Genomic DNA, 16,040 nt, shown 5'->3' with positions numbered 1-16,040 from the left:
AACCTTTACATCGAATATATGTAAATGATGTGAGAACCATTGATATTCTAATAGTTCTCACATCTAAGTTAAGATAAGTGCGGATTTACAACGTTAAGGATATCAAAATATAAAAAGTCTAATTTCTCGGTGTTATAAGTGAAAAATTAGGCTTTAGTTACTTCATTAAAGCGCTTGATTGTTGAAGACTAAAGTTTATATTCATCAAGAAAATTGATGTGCTCTTATCCTAACAAATTTTATTTAGGACTTACATGTATGCCTTCACTCTCTCGCCAATCTGCATAGAGTATACGCTTTACATTATTATATCCATTAGTAGTTAATTGGTTATCTAACCACTGTTGATCAAATCCGAGTTCATGTAAATTATCCCATAAAATTTCCCCATCTATAATTAACGATGTTGGGACGTCTACTGGACTTTCTGGAAGATTGAGATCTTGCTTGTCTGGTTTTTGATACTTGGAATTTAATAATAGTGTTGTGTAAATAACTATTTATAAAGAGTAAAAAATGAACAAACGCCAACACCTTGAACTTAGGGTTTGGCGTTTTCTCTATACGAATTACAAATAGGCCATTGACCCCTCTCTATTTGGGATGGCTAGACTTCCATTTTATAGTCTAATAAAATTTTCCTTAAATCCTGTCTCGGTATTTCCAAATTAATTGTCACCTGTATAAGTTCGTCCTCTTTATCACTTTCCCGATCCGACAATTCGATTTCGCGATCAGATTGAGTGGACAACTCCACACCTTCCCTCACATCGGAATTAACGTCTTCTTTACCACTTATTGATTCTCCATACAACATTTCCCACTGTTCATATAAGTTTTTTGCTGTGTGATATTCATCAAGATCAGCTTCTGTATCTATCTGTAATTTTTCTTTCAACCCACGACATGACTCTTCCCATTCCTCTAAGGTCTTCAAATCAAATAATTTTGAAAACCTTGGTTTCATTCTTTCCCAATGCAAATAAATGTTATCACACCATTCCAGCAACTCTTCACGATATTGTATTTCTTCTACTTCTTCCATTCCTCTTCATCTCCCGACCATAATTTTCATCCATAATATTCAAAAAACAATCGACATGTTTAAAAGTACAAATAGGTAAATTTCGTTAATGCTTCTGGTTATGAAAAGGTAAGTGGCCCCCGGTAATTGATAATAGACTTATCAAAAGTAAATTATTCAAAATGACACAAACCTTTTATTAAAGCATCCTTGTTAATGATTTTTACCTATTTGATATTAACAATTTCATCATATGCTCCGCGATTGTCCAATGACTAGACAGTTGCCTAATTGTTATTAATTGGAATTACTTGGTCAATAATCATTGCTTTTAAAATTCCAAGTGCAAAGGCTTGTAGTTATTCCACCAGATGAAATAGTTATAGCCGAAAGAAAGAAAGTTTCTGTTGAAACGAATAAACCCCCAAGACAAATAACAAAAACATCCATAATGAGAATGATGATCCCAACATTAATTTTAATGAATTCAGAAAAGTACTGGGCTAGTAAATCTGTTCCACCTGTGCTTGTCTCGAAGCGAAGCATAAGACCAATGCCAAAACCAATGAATACACCACCTGTAAATGAACTAAGAATTGGTGAAAATTTTATAGGAACTTGATTAACGTTATGAAAAAGGTCAATAAAAAATGATGATAAAAGCATACCGTGCAAACTATTAAAAAAATATGAACGATACTTAAACCAAGCTAGAGCAAAAATGGGGATGCTCAATACCATTATCGTGAACCCGGCGTTTGTATTTAATAAATAACTAATAATTAAACCTAGGCCAATAATTCCGCCATCTAAAACTTTGTTTGGTATTAAAAAAGTATTTATTCCCAAAGCTATTGACATGCTGCCTACAAGAATAGCAACTGCTTTCATAAAATATGGCATTTATTAAGAACTCTCCTGTCTAAATGGACGTGTTCTATGTATATGCCAAAAACGTTAGCATTATAGACAACTTTTACTTCACTGAATATAACTTCTGAAGTGCAAGTAGACGCAACATAAGCGCAAAAAAACGATAACTAATAACCCTAGCCCTTGTAGGTCAAGTAACCCTGTTTAAAGGAAAATGTCTATTAATGATACAAAAAAACTACCCGAGGTGAGGCAGTTTTTGCAGATAGAACTTAAATTTATTCAATTATAATATATGTTTTTTTGCAATATAGGTGCATTCCCAGTTTACTCCCTTTATTTTACACTAGGCGATAACATAAATACGATTTTGATACTTCTGCTCTTTCCCTACTAACGAATAGGTATCACGACTTCCTTCTAGAGTATTTACATCATTTGTAGCAGAATATTTAGTTGAAAAAATTTCCTAGCGTTTTTAAATTTAACGGCTGAAGAAAAACTTTCTATATATACATATACCCGAATCAATTTCATAAATTGATGGGGTATACAGGCAGAGCAGACTTTACCGTGAACTTGTGGATGGTACACCGGCTGCGTTGATTGCGCCTGCCAATTTATTTTTGCTTGTGAAAGCACCCGTAGATATCCACTTTACTGCTTTGGCAGCTACATTTGGTCAAACGCTTCGTTTACTTGGCTTGTCCGTATCGCTACTGCTTCCTGCATTTTTTGTTGCCATTCTTTCCTATCATCAAGATCAGCTGCCCTATTATCACTTGCCACTTTGGGGATTAACCGGTTGGGAATCCCTTTTGATGTGGCAGTTGAAATGTTTATTGCACTTCTCTTCTTAGAAATCCTGCGGGAAGCTGGTATCTGATTGCCTTCTGCGGTCGGCTCCACGGTAACGGTTGTAGGAGGACTTATCCTGGGGGATGCCGCCATTCGTGCTGGATTCTTATCCCCAGGTATCGTTGTCATCGGAGCAATTACACAAATCTTTGGTTCAACTTTATCGAGCCTATCATTGGCTGGAACGATTAGTACCTTACGCTTTTTTCTTTTCATTCTGTCTGCCACGCTTGGCATTTATGGCTTCTTTCTTGGATTATTTATTGTGCTCAGCCATTTAGCCTCGTTGCGTTCATGCGGCTTGCCTTACTTGGCCCCAATATCACCTCCATTTAAAGACTTGGCCAACGCTTTGTTTCGATTACCTTGGCCATGGCGAAACACTCGACCGGACATATTGAAGACACGAGATTCTACAAGGCAAGGGGACAGGCATAAATGAGGAGATATAAAAGTATGGTTGCACTTTTCCTTCTTCTCACCCTTACCGGTTGCTGGAGCAGATATGAAGTGCAAAACATGAATTATGCTACGGCTGTTGGAATAGACTATGTCGATGGCCAATACACCTTGTATGTGCAATTGCTTGATTTCTCGACAGGTGGCCAAGCTGGAGGGACAGCAAAAAGCGGAGCAGCCCCCGGTTTGGGTGGGCAAAGGCGAAGGTTCCTCGTTTACGGAGGCGGCAAATGATTTGTACAGTACATCACAACAACTCTTAAACTGGGGACAAATCTCTGCCATTCTAGGATTAATATAGGGAGGGGAAATCGTTTTAAGATTAGTCGCTAATATCAAATGTGTTAATGTTTAGTGAATGGTCGGTATCTCTAACAGAAGCGTAAAATATATCTTTAATTTGATGATATCCCTTTGCCTTTAGTTCTTGCTTAAGCCACTCTTCATTCTTGTTGATTAATTTTAAATTACGCTTCTGAACTTTCCCTTCAATTACAACAGCTATTGGGAATCCATGGTATTCTACTTTCATATGTAAATCCTTTGGAGTAACAGGAACTAATTCTTTCCTTGGTAAAATGCTGATTTCACCTGTTGCTTCCAAAATCGCATATTCAATATCTTGAATATCTGGATATCTTGCTGTTCTTAAACTTGACAACAGCTCAGATAAAGGATATCTATTTTTCCTTAAATTTTTATATACAATTTTTCCATGTTTAACTAAAATAGTCGGTTTTCCCATAATAAAAGGGTTTAACCAATTTAATAAACTTAATTTTGATATAACTAAGTGAACGCCCGTTATAACAATGATTCCAATAATCCCCTTTGTTACTCCATTTACTTTAATGGACCCAAATGCTAAATAAGATAAAAAAAGAATCGCTCCAAAATCGTGAGGGGTAAGTTGCGCTAGGGCTGATTTCCCTAAAATTTTTATGGCTACAATAAAAACAATATATATAAAAATTAATTTAACTAAAAAAATAGACACTTCTAACACCTCTTAGGAAAAATCACCTTAGTCTGAAGTCAGACTAAGGATGTTCATCTCTTTGACTATACAGACAAAAATTAACAGAGAAAGTTAACCAGTAATGTTTTAATATTTTAAGCACCCTCTAATCAATTTAAAAAAAATATTTTTCCAAAGATTTTATTTTCAAGATTCGACTTAATGATATTATATAAAAAAATGGTACTACTTTTTTGTTATGTGTCTTAAGATCATCCAAGATAGCGAAATAAACCATTATCCTTTTAAAATAGGCATCACTTTATCAATAGCTTCTTGTAGTTTTTCACTATTTTTACTATACATTTGCTTAGCTTCTTTTGATTCGGTTCCAAGAGCAAACAGCTCTAAGTCTGCTTGGCACTTTTTCATGGTCGAAAGAATTAAAGGTCTTTCTTGAGGAGATGCGACTTGTAATTGATCGTCAAACAGGTCAACTGTTAACTCTCCATAGGAATTAACTTGTCCAAGAAAAACATTTTCTACCGTAACCCCTAATTTATCTAACTCTGTATGTAACCATGCACGACTTCTTCCAATTGTAGCTAGTGGTTCATCCATGATAACACCATCCATAATGACAGTTTGAGGCTCTTTGATGGAAGGGACGGATAAGTTTAAGGCTTTTGCTGTTAAAGGTTGGTTCTCCTTTTTTAACATGACGGATAAATCTCCTGTTGCCTCTAATACAGCGAATTCGACATCAGCTACTTGATAAACATCCTTCTTACGAAGTAATGCTAATAATTCATCTATCGTGTATCTTTCTTTTTTTAAATTATCTTCCATGATTTTTCCATCTTTGATAAATACAGTTGCTTTCCCTTCTATAAAATTACGAAAACCTTTGCTTTTTAAGGAAATTAAACCAGCGAAAAAGGGGATAGCAGCAAAGATGACAATTCCAATGACTCCGTGAAAAATATTCCGTTCAAGCCCCATAGCTACTTCTGCACCAATACTTCCAATTGAAATACCTGTGACATATTCAAAGAAAGATAGTTCGGAAATTTGCTTTTTCCCTAACCATTTTGTAATTAAAAATAAAACAGCAACAAATAATGCTGAGCGTACAGCTATATCTAACCATTCAGGCACCTCTTACACCCCCTGTAAATATAGTTTTCTAGAAACCTTTGTACTGAAATTCCTCTCCTTCTAGTTCTCCTACTCTTTTTTTTAAATCTTTCGTTACTTCATGTACGACCATCATAGCCTCATGCAAAGTTCGCTTCGATTCATCATCAAGAGTCCGTAATGCTAAAATTGACAGACTTGCTTCTACCCCCTTTAGACTGGCAAAACACTGTTTAACATCTGATCCTACTGTCATCCTAAGTCTCCTTATCCTTTTGGTTTAAAAAGTAAAGCTCCTAGCATGCCGAAAACAATGGCAGCTGAAATACCGGAACTAGTTACTTCAAACATTCCTGTCAGTACACCAACTAACCCATGTTTTTCTGCTTCCTGCATCGCACCATGAACAAGCGAATTTCCAAAACTTGTAATCGGAACGGTGGCCCCTGCCCCAGCAAAATCAATCAACGGTTCATATAAACCAAACCCATCTAAAATGGCCCCCACTACTACTAGGGTACTTAAGGTATGTCCCGGTGTAAGTTTGAAAACATCAAACATTATCTGTCCAATCACACAAATCAAACCACCTACTGCAAATGCCCAAAAATAGGTCATCTTATTGTTTACCTCCATATTCAATCGATACCGCATGTGCAATACAAGGAATCGTTTCATTTTGCTGAAAGGACAACGGTGAAAGCAAAGCACCTGTAGCCACAACTAACATTCGTTTAAATTCACCTTTTTTCATGCGGTTTAATAAATGCCCATAAACTACCGTTGCTGAACAGCCTGCACCGCTTGCCCCTGCAAGAACGGGTTGTCCTTCCCGATAAATCATAAGGCCACAATCTTGGTATTGTTCTTCACTAATAGGAGTTCCATGCTTTTTAAATAGATCCATGGACACTTCCTGTCCGATTTGCCCAAGGTCACCGGTTACAATTAAATCGTAATAAGATGGCTCAACATTTCGTTCCTTTAAATGGGCTTCAATGGTATCAACCGCAGCTGGCGCCATAGCTCCTCCCATGTTAAATGGATCTGTCAATCCCATATCGATTACACGACCAATTGTGGCAGATGTGACATGAGGTCCTTCCCCAGAATCACTTAATAGGGCTGCGCCTGCACCAGTAACCGTCCATTGTGCCGTAGGTGGCTTTTGTCCACCATACTCAGTTGGATACCGAAATTGTTTTTCAACAGCTGTATCATGACTGGAAGCTCCTGTTAACAAATATTTCGCTCCTTTTGTATTTACAATATAAGCACCTAGAGCCAGTCCTTCCATCGAGGTAGAGCAAGCACCGAATAAGCCAAAATAAGGCGCTCCAATCGTTCTGCTAGCGAAACTTGTTGGGGTGATTTGATTGATTAAGTCCCCAGCTAGGATAAATTGAACTTGATCCTTTTGTATGCCCCCTTTTTCCATGGCTTTTTGGCAAGCCTCTTCAAAAAGGATTTTATGTGCTTTCTCATAGGAATCCTGCCCAAGCCATAAATCAGCATGAAGAGTATCGAAATCATCTGGGATAGCACCATTGGCTTCAAATGGTCCACCAACGGTTCCAGTGGAGATAATGACAGGCTTTTGTTCAAAAATCCAAGTCCGATAACCCGTAAGCATTATAAACCACCCCACTTGATTAAAATGGTTTTAATGAGCGCAATGACAAAAGCAGAAAAAACACCAAATAAAATTACCGCCCCCGCCAATTTAAATATATTACCGCCTACGCCTAGAACAAATCCTTCTGATCGGTGCTCAATGGCAGGTGATATCACCGCATTTCCAAATCCTGTTACGGGTACAGCTGTTCCAGCACCTCCGAATTGGGCCATTCGATCATATACACCAAAACCAGTGAGAAGCATCGTAATAAAAATCAACGTACCTACCGTCGGATTTCCTGCCGTTTGCTCAGTAAAATCAAAATAATAAATGTAAAAGTCTGTAATAAACTGACCAATCAGACAAATAAGGCCACCGGTTAAAAAGGCCTTTATGCAATTTTGAACAACAGGTCTTTTGATTTCTCGTTGTTTTTGCAACTTTTGGTATTCCTGTTGTACAGGAGTGAGTTTTTTCTTTTGATTGTTAGACATAACTCTACCCTTCCTCTTAGGTTTGTTCTTTCATAAGACTTTTCAGTTTGTTCAAATCCTTTTTCAGGTTCTTCTTATTCGTATCATGTTGTTGTAACTTTTGTTCGATTTTTTCAAGCTCCCAGAACATTTTTTTATCACTAGACACAAATACTTTATAATCTGGATACATTCCTTCCAAGTCAGATTTTACTGACTTCTCGATATTTTTTAAACGGAAACGGTTGAAATTTTCGACTTTTACCGCTACTAAAAGCTCCTTATTTGTATTTACTGCCTTTACATCCGAAATTTCTTCCTTGGTAATAATCTTTTCTTTAGCATGATTAGAAACAGATTGTTCAATTGGTTTACTTGTATGTATTTGTGAAATACTCGAATGATTTTTCTCACCTACCTGATTATCGTTTCCGTTACACCCTGAACCCATTCCGATAAGGATTAAAATGAAAAATAACATTTTCACTTTCATGAAATCACCTCCATGTATTACCAGTATTGGGATGCTAAAAAAAGGTTGGCCTCTCAACCAACCTTTTCGCCATACTCATTATTGTTGTTTGTATTGAGGTTCTTCTTGTTCGATTTGTTGAACACGTGGTTCAACATTATCAATAACAGATTGGGTTTGGGTAGCAGCATCTTGATAAAGTTGCTTTGCTTGTTCATTATCTGTACTAAGAGCAAATGTTTCAAAGCTAGCTTGAGCGCTTTTTAATCCGGCTAAAGCTGTTTTAACGTCACTGATGACTGTCATGAATAACACCTCCTATATTTTATTTTGACCTTTATTAGATTGCAGTATAAAAAGATTTTTATTCATTGAATTTTATCAGACTTTAAATATTTAAAAATTTAGATTATGTAATTTTCCACTGCTTTTGGAAAAGATACACATGTAAGAAAAAGCGATGAGAGGAGGATAGTGAAAATGGACAATTAAGTTATTAATAAACGGATTAAAATACAGAAAATTTATTCGTAGTTACTATGTGTCTTGGAAATTGTTACATTGCAGGGAATTCCTTTTCAAACACAGTGAAGGACTTGTCAATGGAGTATTTTACAATTTGTTTGTCTCATTAATATTTTTTCAATAAACAAGAAAATGGTGAAAAAAGCGAGGTATACATTAGTAATGTACAAGGACTATACTGAAAATATTTTAGGAACAAAACCACGAGCTAGACATAAGAAAATAATTGAAAATTATTTGGATCAAAGTTTTACCAATCCTATCATACATAAGGAAATTCATGGTGATAAAGTCTATGTCCCCTTAGATTTAAACAGGGTCTGGAATAGGATAAATTAATATTTAGTTTAGCCACAAATACTCCCCACCTGCGTATAGGTGGGGAGTATTTAATGCTATCTAGAGGTGGGGGGGCTTTAAAACTAGTCTAAAATACCTGCATATTTTTGACCGCTGTGTGGCAATCTACCTAAAGTGATTACAACATTGTTAACAAGGAGGAAACATCATGCAACAAATGCAGACGGGTATGAATAATCAACAAGCACAAGCTTTAATGACACAACCGCCTGAAATAATGTCAACAAAGGATCATCTCTATGTAAACGATATGTTAAGCTGGAATTTACTTGCGATGAAGAAAATGCATTTTTTCGCTCAACAATGTCAAAATCCCGAAGTAAGAGCAGCACTTGAACAAGCTGGACAAATGCATGATCGACACTATCAACAGCTGCTTCAACAGATGCAACAGTATGTAACTCAACCTTCACAAAATATGAATCAATAAGGAGGAAACTATAGTGGAAAATAATACTCCAAACAGGATTAAAAATCCTGAAACACCAGTCCCTAAGACGCCGCAAATGAACGATAGAGATTTTCTAAACGATGCCTTAACTACGGAAAAATATATATCTTCCTCATACTCGACTGCATTAAAAGAAGCTAGCCATGAATCGTTGTATCGTACAATAGCGTCTGTTTCCCAAGAAACAGAAGACTGTCACCGCAATCTATATAACTTAATGTTTAAAAACGGATGGTACGGTTTGGAAAAAGAAACTCCACAAACTATTCAACAATCGGTTCAGCAATTTTCTAACTACATGCAAAGTCAAGATCCATATAGAGGTAATGTAATACAATAAAAGAACACGTGTTCAAGAAGAATAAACTCTAGGTAAAACAACAATAGTTATGCGAGACAAAAGGTTGGTTAGTTGTTAACCAACCTAGAAAATAATTTAGAATTTACAACATTCGAAAGGGCGGCGGTAAGATGAATCTTAAGTGGATGAAACTTTTATCAACGGTTTTTCTTTCAATTTTCTTGTTATTAGGGTGTAATAATGGAGATGACGATAATAATCCACCACCGGAGGATGTAACTCCAGGGACAGAGGAACCAATTGAAGATCCTATCGACGCAACAGATTCAGATACTATTGATCAACATAATGTCACCCCTGATACAGAAGAACCAATTGAAGATCCGATCGATGCAACAGATCCAGATACTATTGATGAACATAATGTCACCCCTGATACAGAAGAATCAATTGAAGATCCTGAAGACGCAACAGATCCAGATACTATTGATGAATAAGTTTATACACCGTTTGTTCTCAAACGGTGTTCTTTATGTATCAAGATTCAAGGATGTTAATAAGAAATTTAATACTAATATTGCAGCATTTTCTAATAACAAATTTATAGAGGTGTCTCATGACAAAATTACGAAAGTCCTTATTGGTTACTGTTTCCGTACTTATTCTTCTATCCATAGGGTTATTATTCATAGTACCAAATACAAGAAACAAAGAGAATCCCGAAAATAAAACAGTTGCTGTCAAAAACAAATTTAATCCCCCTATAACCAATGTCCAAAATGTTGAAAACGAAAAAAATGTTCTTCAAATAAACAGCCTTTCCATGGGTCAAACCATCAAGAATCAATTAAAAAATGATCCTTCCGTTTTTCTAATTAAACACAATGAAAAAACTGAGAGTCATTATATTAAGAAAGAAGTAAACGTTACATTCAAGACTCTTCCCTCAACAAAGGAAATAAAAAGGATAACACAGGAGATAAATGGCACTATCATTAAAAAGCTAAATTCTACGATTGTATTTCGTTCTAATACGCTTTCGACCAAGGAACTTATTGAATATTTTAACAGACAGGCTATGGTTGAATTTGCTGAACCCAATTATCTTTATCTGCAAAATCAAATTGGACTTCCTAATGATTTGCTATATAGAGAACAATACCAATGGAACTTATCGGCAATTCAAGCAGAAGCAGGCTGGGATATCACCAAAGGGGATGAACATATCATTATTGCTGTTATAGACACTGGCGTTGATCTGGACCATCCTGATTTGAGAAGACGAATTACAAATGGTTATAATGTACTGTTGAATAATAATTTCCCTGATGATGACAACGGGCATGGCACCCATGTAGCAGGAATCATTGCATCAGAAACAAACAACCATGAAGGTGTTGCAGGCATCACTTGGTATAACAAAATTATGCCTATAAAAGCAATGGGTGCCGAAGGGCATGGGACGACCTTTGATATAGCAAAAGGGATTTTTTGGGCAGTGGATCATGGAGCCGATGTCATTAATATGAGTTTAGGCAATTATCAGCATTCTTCCCTTTTAAAAGGGGCAATCGATTATGCATACAGTAAAAATGTTGTCTTGATTGCTGCAGCAGGAAATGAAAATACTATGCAGCCGAGCTATCCAGCTGCTTTTTCTAAGGTTCTAAGTGTCGCCGCCGTAAGTTACACCGGACAACGTGCCCCTTTCTCAAATTATGGAGATTATATCGATGTTGCAGCTCCCGGAGTTCAAATTCCGAGCACCTATTTTAACCAGCAGTATGCTGCCCTTTCAGGTACTTCTATGGCTTCACCACATGTAGCAGGACTAGCAGGTCTTTTGCTTTCAGTAAACCCTAATTTAACGAACCAAGAAGTAATAGACATTATTAAGAATTCTACTTATGATTTAGGAATCCCTGGAACTGATCACGAATTTGGTAGTGGCTTAATTAATGTAAAGAATGGATTGGAAGATGCCCAAAGCAAAAGGCAATAATCCCTTTTTGAAACCGTTGCTTTTCGTTGTTATAAAACTTCTACATGGTGTACATTGTTTGTACATGATAATGGAAAAACTAAGGAGGGAATTTTAGTTGGAGTGGATTTTTTATCTATACCTGTTAAATACGTTCTTTATGTTATTCATAGCTATTTGGGAAGTTCGTCGTCCTGCCAAGGCTTTGAATTGGATAATAATCGTCCTTGTTTTGCCTATCATTGGTTTCTGGCTATATCTTAGCACATCAAATCCCAAGATTATTCATCGGAAAAGATTGACCTCTTCTCATAATGAGTCTGATAAATTACCTGATACATATACTGATTCAGCATCGATAATCGCCGATGCTTTAAGGTATTTTACTGTAGGCGGGCTTCGAGTCGGCAAAGTCCACGTACTAAACAATGGAATAGCAAAATATGAACAACTCATCGAATCCCTACAAAAAGCCCAAAAAACCATTGATCTGGAATATTACATCTATCGGAATGACCAAATAGGTAATCGCATCACAGAACTGCTGATTGAAAAAGCAGTAAATGGAGTTCGGGTTCGTTTTATTAGAGATGGTTGGGGGAGTAAAAAATTCCCGCGAAAAAAATCCTTCAGATGGTGGAAGCAGGGATAGAATGCCGGACAATATTTCCTTTACGCTTTCCCTGGATTTTATCTAATTGGAATTATCGGGATCATTGTAAGATTGTCACGGTCGACGGAAAGGAAGCTTTTACTGGTGGCAGTCACGACTCCAATCCTCCAACGTTGTTTTCTTCTTTTCTTCCAATGTTGTTTTTTTATTAAATAATGTTTTTTCAAAAACTGACTAGCACAATCCCAAGACTTCATTTTAATAGGATTTTAGGAATTCATAATTCAACATAATTTATCTTATGTTGAATTATAAAAATCATAAAAAATTACTATAAAATAAAAAAAGACTCCCGAAATGGGAGCCTAATCAATCTCTATATTAATATGTTTAACAGGTAGCTGCACTCTTCCTGATATATGGTCATCTTTCTTGCGGTCGTAAAAACTCTTTGGATAATAGTAATCTGAATCTGGATCTTTATCCAATCCCAAATGCAAATATGTATTATCTAAATGGTTATAGAGAATAATATCAACATCAAGATTTGTGTTTAAACCGTCATTTGAAAAGACAATTACTGTTGGGTTTTGAACAATTTGATGTACAAATGGAAAATACAGCATTCGATTTCTTTTTGATTTGAACCATGTCCTATCTGTAGCTTTCAAAAAGTCAAAAGTGAGCGTTCCATTTTCTAGCTTTTGATAACCTGTTTTACCAGCATACTCATGTTTATTTTTAAGCTTAGCCACTATGTATTGAATCCCTAATAAGTGACACAGGTTTTCTTCTTTGAAACGCAGTTTAATCGATGGTCTATCGGTATCATCTAATTCAAAATGAAAAACTCTTCCACATAAATGTTCCTTGTAAAACTCTTGGAATAGTTGAAGGGAAACGTCTTTTATATTTGGTTTTTTCTGTATCGTAAGTAAATCTGTAACTGATAACATTTCTTAATTTCCCCTAAAACGAAAAATTGACCCTGGAAACAAGCCCAAGGTCAATTATACTTTAAATTCGACATTATTTGTTAAATTTTTAAAAAATAAGGTGGTCGGTACCAGGAAGGAATCCCCGTACTGGATATATCGTAGTATCTTTATCGTCCCCTACGCGGGAGTGTAGAGCCACCCGTCTACACCGGATATAATCTCATCCTCAAACTTATTATAGCCAAATCGGCGATAATATACAAGGGAAAATCATGGTTTTTCGTAACGCACAGTTACATTTTCACGAAATAGCTACGTTTTTTCGTAAATTCCTTCGAATTTTACTTTAATTCGTCTAGATATTTCTCTAATGCCTCTTCTATCAATATATAGATATTTCTCTCTTGTAATAAGGACTGCATCTTTAATTCCTTGTGCAGATCGGTGCGTAAATCGAATGACACGCGCTTTCTCTCTATCTTCTTTTCTTCTTTTCTTGGAACGTTTATTTCTTCTTTGTTTTCTTCATTCCCTACTTCTTCGTTTAATGCAAAAGTTGGACTTATTGTTTTTTGACTACGCATTTTATTTTTAATATCATTTACTTTCGACACGGCTCAACAACTCCTTATAAAAATCTTCGTATTGTTCTAATGCTTGTCTTATTTCCGCATTTTTATTAAATCCATACAACGCTAAGCGACCTGTAGGAGCTCTCCTTGTAATGATCGTATCAAATACTTCTTCTGGATAATCTTCTGCAATTAATTCATTAAATGCTTTTGCGTCACTTCTACGTACATCATTCATTGTTCTTAAGATCCCTAAAACTTCTACACCTTTTTCTCCAAACTCACGAGCTCCTTCTACTGTATCCATGAAATTAGGTACTGCAGAATAACACCAATTTGAACATTCAAACATCACTATAACGTAATCGCTGGAGCATAATGCATTAGTCGTTTGTTCACTCAATGAAGGTGGTGTATCTATTACAATGAAATCATATTCGTCACTGACTTGTTCTAGGGTTTTGTCCAATATTAAACTTGGACTTCCTTTAAAGGGAATACTCTCTCCTTGATACGTTTTACCTGTATAGATCCATCTAGGGAATGTAGCAAGAAAGTTATTTGCTGCGAGCAAGTCTAACTTTTCATTTATCGGATATATGTATTCTCTTACGTTGTTATGTTGCATTGCTTCTAGTACAGATTTACCTAGAAAATCATTAGAAGGTTTTTCAGCCAGTAATTCAGTTAAATTACCTTGTGAGTCCATATCAATCGCTAGCACCTTATAACCGTCTCTGCTTAGTAAATGCGCAAGAATCCCAGTTGTTGTTGATTTACCACATCCACCTTTTTGAATTCCCATTGTGATAGTAATTGCCATATCTAAACCTCCAATCTTCCAACGTTGTTTTCTTCTTTTCTTCATTGTCTTATATTTTAACTGTTTTGATAAGAAATGAAAACCACCACCACACAAAAAAAACACCCTCTAAAAGAGAGTGCTACTAATACCTATAAACCTTATAAAAGCTTAATGTGAAATCCCCATATTCCGTTCTACCATCTGTTTTAATATCGAAATCTCGTTTCATTGCTTTTTTTATTCTTTTGTAAGTAGGCGTTGTAGAAAGGTATTCTTTATTATTATGAAGGCAGAATAAGCATTCGACAGACAAATTGATAATTGGTTTATCGTCTTCATATGTTATTTTAATAAATTCATCTTTCTCCTTATCCAATTGTGCATCACTAGTTCTGTACTCTGTTCTAAATTCATCTAAACCGTATTTATTCTCAGCACTTTTGATTAGACGATCTTTTATCGTTTCAACCGGATATAGTGAAAAGAACGTTTGTAAAAACTTCTCTAACATATTCCATTCTCTGTGCCATTTTTCTCTCTCTTGTTCCTTTTTTATCTTATCAATTTTATTCCATACCACCCTATAACCCCCTGTACTTTTGGTTTATAAAAATCTATGGGAGCATTTAAGTGTTTATTCTATATAGTTTCAAGTTAAGACTTATTTCGGAAATAGGTCGCAAGGAAATAAAAAATACTCTCTTTTTAGAAGAGAGCAGTATTTCCCCACAGACGCTTTTTGCAAGCTGCGCTTTGCAATAAAGCATATGCTCCCCCACATAGAAAATATGCATGTTTCACTAAACTTTTTCATTAAGTTCCAAAGTTCATATCTTCTTTTTGTGCGATAATCTTTTCAATTTCCCTCCAATGGCGGCCATATTGTCTTGCATGCCTTTTGGTTAAAAACGAATTATCGTATTCCGGATAGCGTTGGGATGGTGGAGCTAGAGCTTTCATTAAGAATGGGCTTTGTCTTTTTCCGTTAAATCTTGTTATGACAATCGCATGATAAGCCTCTGTCTGCATTGCTGTTTCAACATCGAATGTCGGTTTTAATTGTTCTGCTAAATCCTCATATACCTTTTTGTTATCATTGGCAAATAGGAACCAGTTGATTCCTGCAGCACGAATATCATCGTCTAAACCATGTTTTAGTAGTTTGAAGTGGTGGAAAGCAAAAAGCCCCGCTAATCTCCATTTAGGTCCTTCTAATAAAATCCTTTGCATTAAGTTTTTTAAGCCTTCAGTCAAATACTGATGAGGTTCATTAAATACGATAAAAGTTTTAGATTCGTTTGGATCCATGAGTAACTTTGTCATAAACACTTTGAGCGTTATCCAATGTGCTAGCGTTCTTGTCGGTATTGGTCCTAACTTCCGATTCGGTATTCTTAAGATAATTACTTTGCCTTCCTTCATCCACCTTTCAAAGTCTAATTCTGGATGAGGGTCTTGTGCAAAGATGTTAAATGTTGCTTCATTACCTAAAAACTCTTCTAACCGGTAAAGAATTGAGTTTGCCTTTGCTTCAAGTGCCTTCTGTGGATAGGTTACACTTAGCTGGACAAAAAAATTAAGGGCTAGCAGACTGATAGAGAATTAAGTATATCAACTATAAG

Annotated in this window: 23 protein-coding genes and 1 pseudogene; 8 read left to right on the top strand and 16 right to left on the bottom strand. The window is 35.9% G+C overall.

The window, feature by feature from the left end; translation table 11 throughout:
- Positions 1–239 precede the first annotated feature (239 nt).
- The 3 genes from ACR65M_RS24115 to ACR65M_RS24105 all read right to left on the bottom strand — a co-directional run bounded on the left by ACR65M_RS24115 (position 240) and on the right by ACR65M_RS24105 (position 1,927).
- On the bottom strand, positions 240–494 hold the full coding sequence (locus ACR65M_RS24115) for a YetF domain-containing protein (protein WP_223254541.1): 255 nt from the start codon (positions 492–494) through the stop codon (positions 240–242).
- A gap of 113 nt (positions 495–607) precedes the next feature.
- A complete protein-coding gene (locus ACR65M_RS24110) occupies positions 608–1,045 on the bottom strand; it encodes a hypothetical protein (protein WP_031538346.1) in 438 nt (145 codons plus the stop codon).
- A 294-nt stretch (positions 1,046–1,339) separates the two neighbouring features.
- Positions 1,340–1,927 carry a YitT family protein gene (locus tag ACR65M_RS24105; RefSeq protein WP_116354726.1) on the bottom strand — a complete coding sequence of 196 codons (588 nt, stop codon included), beginning with the start codon at positions 1,925–1,927 and terminating at the stop codon, positions 1,340–1,342.
- Between the two features lie 551 nt (positions 1,928–2,478).
- On the opposite strand from ACR65M_RS24105, the gene ACR65M_RS24100 reads away from it, so the two are divergent.
- From ACR65M_RS24100 to ACR65M_RS24090, 3 genes are read left to right on the top strand one after another with little or no spacing between them, the layout of a single operon-like run.
- A complete protein-coding gene (locus tag ACR65M_RS24100) occupies positions 2,479–2,757 on the top strand; it encodes a spore germination protein (protein ID WP_341333606.1) in 279 nt (92 codons plus the stop codon).
- A 26-nt stretch (positions 2,758–2,783) separates the two neighbouring features.
- Complete coding sequence (locus ACR65M_RS24095; protein ID WP_262983996.1) at positions 2,784–3,197, top strand: spore germination protein; 414 nt, start codon at positions 2,784–2,786, stop codon at positions 3,195–3,197.
- Positions 3,194–3,448 carry a hypothetical protein gene (locus tag ACR65M_RS24090; protein WP_440274610.1) on the top strand — a complete coding sequence of 85 codons (255 nt, stop codon included), beginning with the start codon at positions 3,194–3,196 and terminating at the stop codon, positions 3,446–3,448. The genes ACR65M_RS24095 and ACR65M_RS24090 overlap by 4 nt, the downstream gene beginning before the upstream one ends.
- A gap of 88 nt (positions 3,449–3,536) precedes the next feature.
- Here ACR65M_RS24090 and ACR65M_RS24085 read toward each other — a convergent pair whose 3' ends face one another.
- From ACR65M_RS24085 to ACR65M_RS24050, 8 genes are all read right to left on the bottom strand, one after another.
- On the bottom strand, positions 3,537–4,211 hold the full coding sequence (locus ACR65M_RS24085; RefSeq protein WP_116354727.1) for a DUF421 domain-containing protein: 675 nt from the start codon (positions 4,209–4,211) through the stop codon (positions 3,537–3,539).
- 258 nt (positions 4,212–4,469) lie between these two features.
- Positions 4,470–5,330, bottom strand: coding sequence for a DUF421 domain-containing protein (locus tag ACR65M_RS24080; RefSeq protein WP_116354728.1), 861 nt, complete (start codon positions 5,328–5,330; stop codon positions 4,470–4,472).
- Positions 5,331–5,358: 28 nt separating this feature from the next.
- Entirely contained in the window at positions 5,359–5,565 is a 207-nt protein-coding gene (locus ACR65M_RS24075; RefSeq protein ID WP_136382028.1) for a DUF1657 domain-containing protein, read from the bottom strand.
- Between the two features lie 11 nt (positions 5,566–5,576).
- Complete coding sequence (gene spoVAE, locus ACR65M_RS24070) at positions 5,577–5,927, bottom strand: stage V sporulation protein AE (protein ID WP_116354730.1); 351 nt, start codon at positions 5,925–5,927, stop codon at positions 5,577–5,579.
- 1 nt (position 5,928) lies between these two features.
- Complete coding sequence (gene spoVAD / locus ACR65M_RS24065) at positions 5,929–6,942, bottom strand: stage V sporulation protein AD (RefSeq protein ID WP_116354731.1); 1,014 nt, start codon at positions 6,940–6,942, stop codon at positions 5,929–5,931.
- Positions 6,942–7,421 carry a stage V sporulation protein AC gene (gene spoVAC / locus ACR65M_RS24060; RefSeq protein WP_116354732.1) on the bottom strand — a complete coding sequence of 160 codons (480 nt, stop codon included), beginning with the start codon at positions 7,419–7,421 and terminating at the stop codon, positions 6,942–6,944. Before spoVAC ends, spoVAD begins: the two co-directional genes overlap by 1 nt.
- 16 nt (positions 7,422–7,437) lie before the next feature.
- Positions 7,438–7,893, bottom strand: coding sequence for a YhcN/YlaJ family sporulation lipoprotein (locus tag ACR65M_RS24055; RefSeq protein WP_116354733.1), 456 nt, complete (start codon positions 7,891–7,893; stop codon positions 7,438–7,440).
- A gap of 78 nt (positions 7,894–7,971) precedes the next feature.
- Complete coding sequence (locus ACR65M_RS24050; protein ID WP_066229922.1) at positions 7,972–8,178, bottom strand: DUF1657 domain-containing protein; 207 nt, start codon at positions 8,176–8,178, stop codon at positions 7,972–7,974.
- Between the two features lie 736 nt (positions 8,179–8,914).
- Between ACR65M_RS24050 and ACR65M_RS24045 the strand changes: the two genes are divergently transcribed.
- The 5 genes and pseudogenes from ACR65M_RS24045 to ACR65M_RS24025 all read left to right on the top strand — a co-directional run.
- Complete coding sequence (locus tag ACR65M_RS24045) at positions 8,915–9,187, top strand: hypothetical protein (protein ID WP_034298115.1); 273 nt, start codon at positions 8,915–8,917, stop codon at positions 9,185–9,187.
- A gap of 13 nt (positions 9,188–9,200) precedes the next feature.
- Entirely contained in the window at positions 9,201–9,548 is a 348-nt protein-coding gene (locus ACR65M_RS24040; RefSeq protein WP_174752363.1) for a spore coat protein, read from the top strand.
- Positions 9,549–9,694: 146 nt separating this feature from the next.
- Positions 9,695–10,006: a hypothetical protein gene (locus ACR65M_RS24035; protein ID WP_236564802.1), complete on the top strand. Its 312-nt coding sequence runs from the start codon at positions 9,695–9,697 to the stop codon at positions 10,004–10,006.
- A 119-nt stretch (positions 10,007–10,125) separates the two neighbouring features.
- Positions 10,126–11,511, top strand: a complete 1,386-nt coding sequence (locus tag ACR65M_RS24030; protein WP_116354734.1) for a S8 family peptidase — start codon at positions 10,126–10,128, stop codon at positions 11,509–11,511.
- Between the two features lie 97 nt (positions 11,512–11,608).
- A pseudogene (locus ACR65M_RS24025) lies at positions 11,609–12,252 on the top strand (phospholipase D-like domain-containing protein); the annotation flags it as partial.
- A gap of 216 nt (positions 12,253–12,468) precedes the next feature.
- Here ACR65M_RS24025 and ACR65M_RS24020 read toward each other — a convergent pair.
- From ACR65M_RS24020 to ACR65M_RS24000, 5 genes are all read right to left on the bottom strand, one after another.
- Positions 12,469–13,059: a PBECR4 domain-containing protein gene (locus ACR65M_RS24020; protein ID WP_116354735.1), complete on the bottom strand. Its 591-nt coding sequence runs from the start codon at positions 13,057–13,059 to the stop codon at positions 12,469–12,471.
- Positions 13,060–13,382: 323 nt separating this feature from the next.
- The gene (locus ACR65M_RS24015) at positions 13,383–13,655 is read right to left on the bottom strand and encodes a hypothetical protein (protein WP_116354736.1); all 273 of its coding nucleotides are present in this window, start codon (positions 13,653–13,655) and stop codon (positions 13,383–13,385) included.
- Positions 13,639–14,436 carry a ParA family protein gene (locus ACR65M_RS24010; RefSeq protein ID WP_116354747.1) on the bottom strand — a complete coding sequence of 266 codons (798 nt, stop codon included), beginning with the start codon at positions 14,434–14,436 and terminating at the stop codon, positions 13,639–13,641. Before ACR65M_RS24010 ends, ACR65M_RS24015 begins: the two co-directional genes overlap by 17 nt.
- A gap of 124 nt (positions 14,437–14,560) precedes the next feature.
- Positions 14,561–14,998: a hypothetical protein gene (locus tag ACR65M_RS24005; RefSeq protein ID WP_116354737.1), complete on the bottom strand. Its 438-nt coding sequence runs from the start codon at positions 14,996–14,998 to the stop codon at positions 14,561–14,563.
- A gap of 233 nt (positions 14,999–15,231) precedes the next feature.
- Complete coding sequence (locus ACR65M_RS24000; RefSeq protein ID WP_440274609.1) at positions 15,232–15,741, bottom strand: hypothetical protein; 510 nt, start codon at positions 15,739–15,741, stop codon at positions 15,232–15,234.
- Positions 15,742–16,040 lie beyond the last annotated feature (299 nt).

The organism is Ferdinandcohnia sp. SAFN-114, assembly GCF_059415045.1.
This window is presented reverse-complemented; position numbering and strand designations above follow the sequence as displayed.